The organism is Bradyrhizobium sp. Bra64 (genome assembly GCF_024519875.1).
In the GTDB taxonomy this organism is placed as follows: Bacteria; Pseudomonadota; Alphaproteobacteria; order Rhizobiales; family Xanthobacteraceae; genus Bradyrhizobium; species Bradyrhizobium japonicum_G.
In genome coordinates, this window is record NZ_JALJRD010000032.1 from 1 (window position 1) to 1,423 (window position 1,423).

Consider the following 1,423-nt stretch of genomic DNA (forward strand, 5'->3'; position numbering starts at 1 on the left):
GGTCGTGTCCCCGGAGGTGGTGTAGCTCGGTAGAGCAAAGCCGCCCGGACGCGCGCCCCCAATAGCGCCGTAGCGGGCGGGCGGCTTTGCGGTGGTCACCGGCAGTTCTCCGGTAGGATCGGGTTGCGACACGCCAACGCAACCGAGGAACCACCGATGACCAACGACATGATGAACCTGCGCACGCTCGTAGAGAAGACCCCCGATGCCGATCTGCTACGCGAGATGATCGGCTTTGCCGCCCAGCGGCTGATGGAGCTGGAGGTCGAGGGCCAGACCGGGGCGGCCTACGGGGAGAAGAACCCCGAGCGCCTGGCCCAGCGCAACGGCTACCGGGACCGGATCTGGGAGACCCGCGCCGGCGCGGTCGAACTGCGCATTCCCAAGCTGCGCAAGGGCTCCTACTTCCCGGGTTTCCTGGAGCCGCGCCGGATGGCCGAGAAGGCGCTCACCGCCGTGGTGCAGGAAGCCTATGTGCAGGGCGTCTCGACCCGGTCGGTCGACGATCTGGTGCAGGCCATGGGGATGACCGGGATCTCCAAGAGCCAGGTCTGCCGGCTGTGTGGCGAGATCGACGACAAGGTTCAGGCCTTCCTTGGCCGTCCGATCGAGGGCGACTGGCCGTATCTGTGGATCGACGCCACCTACGTGAAGGTGCGCCAGAATGGGCGGATCGTGTCTGTCGCGGTGATCGTCGCGGTCGGCGTCAACAGCGACGGCCGCCGCGAAGTGCTCGGGATGGATATTGGGCCGTCCGAGGCCGAAACGTTCTGGACGGCGTTCCTGCGCAAGCTCGCCCGTCGCGGCCTGCGCGGCGTCAAGCTGGTCGTGTCCGACGCCCACGAGGGTATCAAGGCCACCGTCGCCAAGGTGCTCAACGCCAGCTGGCAGCGCTGCCGCGTCCACTTCATGCGCAACGCGCTGGCGCATGCCGGCAAGAGCGGCCGACGCGTTGTCTCCGCCTTCATCGCCACCGCGTTTGCTCAGGACGATGCCGAGGCCGCCAGCACCCAATGGCGCAAAGTCGCCGATCAGCTCCGCCCCAAGCTGCCGAAGTTGGCCTGCTTCCTCGACGAGGCCGAGACCGACGTGCTCGCCTATATGACGTTCCCGCCGCAGCATCGGACCAAGCTGCACTCCACCAACCCGATCGAACGCCTCAACGGCGAGATCAAGCGGCGGACCGAGGTGGTCGGCATCTTCCCCAACGAGGATGCCATCGTCCGCCTCATCGGAGCGATCCTGCTCGAGCAGAACGATGAATGGGCCGTCCAGCGTGCACGCTACATGACGCTGGAAACCATCGCGCCATTGAGCGATGATCCCACCGTCAGCCTTCAGGCTATCGCCAGCTGACCGGCCCGGCCCTCGCCGGCGAACGCGGTGATCCACCGTCAGCTACACCACCGAACGGGACACGATC

At 66.6% G+C, this 1,423-nt stretch carries 1 protein-coding gene; it reads left to right on the forward strand.

Annotation, left to right across the window (positions count from 1 at the left end):
• Positions 1-156: 156 nt before the first annotated feature.
• On the forward strand, positions 157-1,356 hold the full coding sequence (locus NR187_RS34825) for an IS256 family transposase (RefSeq protein ID WP_256809520.1): 1,200 nt from the start codon (positions 157-159) through the stop codon (positions 1,354-1,356).
• Positions 1,357-1,423: the final 67 nt, after the last annotated feature.

Bases quoted from the DNA above. Each gene is read 5' to 3' on its own strand.
- NR187_RS34825 (WP_256809520.1), top strand. From the start codon at position 157: ATGACCAACGACATGATGAACCTGCGCACGCTCGTAGAGAAGACCCCC.